This window comes from Mesorhizobium captivum (assembly GCF_033977165.1).
Taxonomy (GTDB): Bacteria; Pseudomonadota; Alphaproteobacteria; order Rhizobiales; family Rhizobiaceae; genus Mesorhizobium; species Mesorhizobium captivum.
Window position 1 is genome coordinate 1 of sequence record NZ_JAVIJB010000085.1, and the last position, 5,727, is coordinate 5,727.

Here is a 5,727-nt window from a genome sequence, read left to right on the forward strand (position 1 = left end):
AGGTCGTCTTCGCCGACGGGACTACCTGGACAAGAGCCGACATCAGGGTCAAGCTGCTCGATCAGGCGGCAAGCGCCGGCAACGACACCATCTCCGGGTTTAATGTTGCCGACACGATTCGCGGAAAGGCAGGCGACGATACGTTGAGCGGTGTTGGCGGCGACGACACCTATGTTTACGCCCGCGGCGACGGCAACGACATCATCAACGAAGCCGGCTTCAATGGGTACAATGACAGGCTGCTGTTTACCGACATCAACCCCTCGGCCGTGAGCCTGGTTCGTAATGGCAACGATGTAACAGTGGTGATCGCCGAGAGCACGCCAGGCGCTGGTGACGGCGGTTCGGTGCTTCTCAAGAACAGTCTCAGTGATTCGAACGGCCAAGGCGTCGACAAGATCGTCTTTGCCGACGGAACGACTTGGAGTCGGGCCTACATGAATGCCCACATAAGCTATGTGGCAGGGACTTCGGGCAATGAAACAATCACTGGAGGGACGGGTGCGGATGATATCCGCGCGGGCCTGGGCAACGATGTGCTGGTCGGCCTGGCCGGCAGCGACATCTACAGCTACACGCTTGCCGACGGCAACGACACGATCAATGACAATTCGGGTTCGACAACCGACGTCGATACGCTGCAGTTGTCGAATCTGAACGCTGCGGATGTGGAATTTTCTCGGAGCGGGCAGGATCTCAAGATTAAGATCATTGCCACCGGCGAGATCGTTACAGTCCAAAGTCAATTCTACTCGACAACGGCGAACTGGGGGGTCGAAAAGATCAAGTTCGGTGACGGAACCGAGTGGAACCTCGCCGACATCAATGCCAACGCCTGGATACGTGGGACAAGCGGCAACGACACACTTGTCGGAACCGCAAGCGGCGAAACCCTCGCGGGCTTGGGTGGGAACGACACGCTGCAGGGAGCGGCTGGCAATGACGTCCTAATTGGAGGGGGTGGCAACGATGCGCTGACAGGCGGCTCCGGCAACGACGCGTTCATATTCAAAGCTGGTTTTGGCCTGGACAACATCACGGATTTCGCCGCAGGGGCAGGATCGGACGATTTCATCCAGTTCGACAACGATGTCTTTGCCGACTTCGCCGCGGTGCTGGCAGCCGCAACCCAGGTCGGCGCCGACACCGTCATCACCCATGACGCCAATAACGTTGTGACCTTGAAGAACGTCGCGCTGGCGAACCTCCACCAGGACGACTTCCAGTTCGTTGCCGCTTGAGTTTTGAACCGGAAGCCAGGTGACTGTGACGACGCAGCTCAACTCCGCCGAGCCGCCGCGAGCAACGCTTGCGGCGGCTTTGGCGTCGTTCAAACGCGCTTTCTCGGGCGTGGCATTGATGAGTGGCGTGGTCAACGTGCTCGCGCTGACCGGCTCGTTCTTCATGCTGCAGGTCTATGACCGCGTCATACCTGGCCGCAGCGTGCCGACCCTGGTCGGGCTGGCCATCTTTGCCGCGATGCTGTTCATCTTCCAGGGCGTTCTTGAGCTGATCCGGTCGAGGCTTCTGGTGCGCATTGGCATGGCGCTCGATCAGCGCATGAGCGGCAAGGTCTATGCCGCACTGATGCGCCTGCCTTTGCGCACCAAGCTCGCGGGCGACGGCTTGCAGTCGTTGCGCGATCTCGACCAGGTCAGGTCATTTCTGTCGAGCGTCGGGCCGACGGCGCTTTTCGACCTGCCGTGGATGCCGCTCTACCTCGGTATCTGCTTTCTCTTCCATTTCTGGATCGGCATGACGGCACTGGCCGGGGCGGTCGTTCTCTTCGGCCTGACTCTGCTTGCAGAGGCGCGGACCCGAGAGCCGGCCAGGAAGGCCAATAGTCAGGCGGCCGCCCGCAATACGCTTGCCGAAGCAACGCGGCGCAATGTCGAGGTTCTGCAGGCGATGGGCTTCGGTTCGCGCATTGCCGAGCGCTGGTCAGGCGTCAATGCCGAGTATCTCGGCACCAATGCCAGGGCCAGCGATCTGGCGGGCATGCTAGGAACGATCTCGAAGATCCTGCGCATGATGCTCCAGTCCGGCATCCTGGCAATCGGAGCCTATCTCGTCATCCACCAGGAGGCGACGGGCGGGATCATGATCGCTGCCTCGATCATGATGGGAAGGGCGCTGGCGCCGATCGAGCTCGCGATCGCGCATTGGAAGAGCTTTGTCAGCGCCCGCCAGGCTTGGGCCCGCCTTTCTCAGCTTCTGACCCTCCTGCCCGAAACTGCGACGAGCGTCTCATTGCCGACACCTGCATCTACTTTGGCCGTCGAAGGCATTAGCGTCACGCCACCGGGCGAGAGCCGGGTTGTCGTCCAGGATGCAAATTTCGCGCTGGAGAAGGGTGCCGGGCTAGGCGTCATCGGACCAAGTGCCTCCGGCAAATCCTCGCTCGTGCGAGCAATCGCCGGAATATGGCAGCCTGCGCGCGGCACGGTGAGGCTGGATGGGGCGACGCTCGATCAATGGTCGCCGGAAGAACTCGGCAGGCAGATCGGCTACTTGCCGCAGGACGTGCAGTTGTTCGACGGCACGATCGCCGAAAACATAGCGCGCTTCGAGCCGCAGGCGCCGTCGGAGAAGATACTTGCGGCGGCACGCTCTGCTGGGGTGCATGATCTGGTCGTCCATCTGCCGGAGGGCTACGAGACCAGGATCGGCGAAGCTGGCTCAGCGCTTTCGGCCGGCCAGCGGCAGCGAGTGGCGCTCGCCCGGGCTCTATACGGCGATCCGTTCCTTGTCATCCTCGACGAACCGAATTCCAATCTCGATGCCGAAGGCGAAGCCGCACTCACGGAAGCCATCCAGAGCGTGCGGGCGCGCGGCGGCATTGCTGTCGTCGTGGCGCATCGGCCGAGCGCGCTGGCCAGCCTCGACCAGGTCCTGGTCATGGCGAACGGGCGCGTCCAGGCGTTCGGGCCAAAGAACGAGGTCCTGAACAAGGTCGCCCGACCGGCCGGTGCTCCCCTGAAGGTCGTGGCCGCAGCCGAGGAGAATGCGTCCTGATGGTCGCGCAGGTTTCTACAATCGAAAAGACCATTCGCCGTTATCTGATTGGCGGCGTCGCCGCTTGCCTCCTTCTCATCGGCGGTGGCGGCGGGCTGGCGGCTGTGACCGAGCTTTCCGGTGCAGTGATCGCTTCCGGCAGGTTGGTTGTCGACTCCAGCGTCAAGAAAGTACAGCATCCGACCGGCGGCGTTGTCGGCCAGATCCTCGTTCGTGAAGGCGACGCCGTGAAATCCGGCGACATTCTGGTGCGTCTCGACGAAACCGTCACGCGCGCCAATCTGTCGATCGTCACCAAGGGCCTCGACGAGTTCGAGGCCCGCTTGGCGCGCCTGGAAGCCGAACGTGATGGTCTGGAGGCGATTTCGTTTCCCGCGTCATTGATGCTCCGGCAGGACGATCCGGCCATAGTGCGTGCGATTGCCGGCGAGCAGTCATTGTTCGAGTTTCGCCAACAGGCGCGGGCCGGCCAGAAGGCGCAACTGGAGGAGCGCATCGCCCAGCTCTCCGAGGAAAGCTCGGGCTTGACCGAGCAGCGGGTTGCCAAAAGCCAGGAAATCGACCTGATCGGCACCGAGCTCGAGAGCATCCGCAAACTCTGGCAGCAAAAGCTCGTGTCGATCGATCGTTTGACCGCGCTCGAGCGCGATGCGGTCCGGCTCAAGGGCGAGCACGGTCAGCTCACGGCGTCGATTGCGCAGGCCAAAGGTCGCATTGCCGAAACGCGGCTGCAGGTCATCCAGGTCGATCAGGATCTGCGCAAGGAGGTGGCGACCGAACTTCGCGACGTCCAGAGCAAGATATCCGAATTCGTCGAGCGTAAGGTGTCGGCCGAGGACCAGCTGAAGCGTATCGATTTGCGCAGTCCGCAGGACGGCGTGGTGCATCAGCTTGCCGTCCACACCCTGGGCGGCGTTATCACCCCGGGCGAAGTGGTCATGCTCATCGTGCCGGTGGCAGATGACCTCACGGTCGAGGCACGCGTCGCCCCCCAAGACATCGATCAACTGAAGCTTGGCCAGGAAGCGGGGCTGAAGTTTTCGGCATTCAATCAGCGCGTGACGCCGGAGCTGATTGGCTGTGTCAGCGAGATCTCCGCGGACCTCAGCCTGGATGAACGCAGTGGCGCAGGCTTCTACACCGTTCGCATTGGCATCCCGCGCACCGAGCTCAAAAAGCTGAAGCGTCTGACCCTCGCACCCGGCATGCCAGTCGAGGTGTTCTTTTCCACGGGCAACCGCGCGATGTTATCATATTTGGTGAAGCCGTTAGCAGACCAGATCGATCGCGCATTCAGGGAGGAATGACGGCAAGCGAAGCTTAGGTTTCATTCTTGGTGCGTTCGAGTTTCCACCTGTGTTCCATTTCGCCGTCGATCAAAAAGGAAGTCGCCCGAAGGCGACCTCAAAAGTCCCGTGCCGTAACACGTGGGCAGAACTTATTGCGGACATCCAGACGCTTTCGGGTCCGCGATGCAGTCGGCTATGAGCGAGAACTTGGAGTTCAACGCTTTGCCGAGCGGGGTTGCCCCGACCATGATCGCCAATGCGATCAAGGCCGCGATGAGGCTAAATCGGGGGAGTAGCCCTCGTCCGGCGGATATGGGTGTCAGCAGGGAAATTGCTTTGGTCTGCGCGCTGCCAAATGTATCGCAGGTCCAGCTTGCCCGAATCAGGCATTTGCCTGCGCCGTATTTGGTGGCCTAGGCACCTATCTCCGATCGCCCCATCAACGTGCCGCCGGTGCCAACCTCCGAAAGAATATGGTCCGCGAGTGCAGAGGAATTTGACCTGCGAGGCCGTCGCCAGTTTCTCGACTCCGCGCCTTTATGCCCTTCCGGGAACTCGCGTGCTCATTTCCGCCCAGAGACGCTGATCCGCAGGCCGGACGTTACCCCGGCGGCTATCCATTCTGGCCAGCCGGCGCGCGTCGCCGGGCGATCGTTGGCGTGGCTTCAGAGCGGCTTCACCAGGAGCGGGGACGCCCCTCTGCGGACCGGAATGCATGTAGCGATGGCACACTCGGCGACAAGGAGTTCCGTTCGCCGGCGCCTGCTTTCGAACTTCAGCCGAATGTCTGCTTGCACGCGATGCCGGCACTTAGGCGCAACCATGACCTTCCAGTGTTGTCGCAGACGATGTCCGCTATCCGGCAGCGGCAAGGCCGATCTCTATGGCCGACGTGCTTGTGGCGCGTTCCTGACATTCGGTACATCGTCTTTGAGGCAATTGCACCGTACAGGTCCAAAGCGTGCCATGAACTCTCCTGCGACAGTCGGCGAGCGCTTTGGGGGCACAACCCTGGGCTCCCTTTTTCTAAGATGAATTCTGCGCCGATGGCCGAATCCGACCAAAACTATCGGTCATCCTCGATGTCCGGAGCCTTCATGCCGCGACGTTCTGCATATTCGATCAATGCAAGCTCAATGACAGCGGTGATCGAGCGACGTTCGGTCGTTGCGAGCTGTTGAGCCAGGGCTAGCACAGATGGATCCAAACGCGTCGTGAAAGGCTTCTTTGTCATTTTCGCTGTGCGGCTTGAACTCGGCGTCAAAAAAGTACATAAGGAAAGCGCGTGCATTGCACTTGCATTGTACGTGCAGCGACCGACCAGAGTGCGGGAACACTCCGATCGGCCTGACCATTACCAAGCTTCAGGGAGCTCGGATCATGGCTGATTCCGACAATACCACGACTTTGCCTCTCGTCACGC

4 protein-coding genes are annotated in these 5,727 nt (G+C 61.0%); 3 read left to right on the forward strand and 1 reads right to left on the reverse strand.

Annotation, left to right across the window (positions count from 1 at the left end):
* The 3 genes from RFM40_RS33110 to RFM40_RS33120 form a co-directional block, all read left to right on the forward strand.
* Nucleotides 1-1,241: calcium-binding protein (locus RFM40_RS33110; RefSeq protein ID WP_320279013.1), on the forward strand; the 1,241-nt coding region annotated here is incomplete at its 5' end.
* Between the two features lie 19 nt (nt 1,242-1,260).
* Complete coding sequence (locus RFM40_RS33115; RefSeq protein WP_320230333.1) at nt 1,261-3,015, forward strand: type I secretion system permease/ATPase; 1,755 nt, start codon at nt 1,261-1,263, stop codon at nt 3,013-3,015.
* On the forward strand, nt 3,015-4,322 hold the full coding sequence (locus tag RFM40_RS33120; RefSeq protein ID WP_320230334.1) for an HlyD family type I secretion periplasmic adaptor subunit: 1,308 nt from the start codon (nt 3,015-3,017) through the stop codon (nt 4,320-4,322). Before RFM40_RS33115 ends, RFM40_RS33120 begins: the two co-directional genes overlap by 1 nt.
* A 1,048-nt stretch (nt 4,323-5,370) precedes the next feature.
* On the opposite strand, the gene RFM40_RS33125 is transcribed toward RFM40_RS33120, so the two are convergent.
* Complete coding sequence (locus RFM40_RS33125) at nt 5,371-5,538, reverse strand: hypothetical protein (RefSeq protein ID WP_320279014.1); 168 nt, start codon at nt 5,536-5,538, stop codon at nt 5,371-5,373.
* Between the last annotated feature and the right edge of the window lie 189 nt (nt 5,539-5,727).

Excerpts from the sequence above, each read along its gene's own strand:
- RFM40_RS33120 (WP_320230334.1), top strand. The coding sequence starts at position 3,015 with ATGGTCGCGCAGGTTTCTACAATCGAAAAGACCATTCGCCGTTATCTG.
- RFM40_RS33125 (WP_320279014.1), bottom strand. The coding sequence starts at position 5,538 with ATGACAAAGAAGCCTTTCACGACGCGTTTGGATCCATCTGTGCTAGCC.